We start from the raw sequence: 315 nt of genomic DNA, 5'->3' as shown, positions 1-315 counted from the left end.
ACTTGGAATACGACTATCCAGATAAATCACTCAAGTTTGATTTTATTACAGTATCTCAATTCAGTAATGAGCCTTACGGTCGAGAAGGTCAAGAAGGATGCTGGGTTGAGATCAGCGAATTGGGCGACTACACCTTTCCTGAAGCGAACGTACCTCTCTTTGAGCGTGTTGTAAAAGAGTTTGCTTAAGCTCGATGAACTTGCTTGTGGTAACCATAGTATGTTGTTAGTTTAAACAGATTAAGCAAAACGAGAGAACGAGAGCAAACCTCGTTATCTAGAGAAGGAGAGAAAGCGCAATGGTTCGTATTGCAAT

1 pseudogene is annotated in these 315 nt (G+C 41.0%); it reads left to right on the top strand.

Going from position 1 to position 315, the window contains the following annotated elements:
• Positions 1–188: pseudogene (locus FTW16_RS22430) on the top strand (8-oxo-dGTP diphosphatase MutT); the annotation flags it as partial.
• Positions 189–315 lie beyond the last annotated feature (127 nt).

It is taken from the genome of Vibrio sp. T20, from assembly GCF_007858795.1.
GTDB classification, from domain to species: domain Bacteria; phylum Pseudomonadota; class Gammaproteobacteria; order Enterobacterales; family Vibrionaceae; genus Vibrio; species Vibrio satsumensis.
Note: the sequence above shows the minus strand (reverse complement) of the source record. Positions and strands in the feature narration are given on the sequence as shown.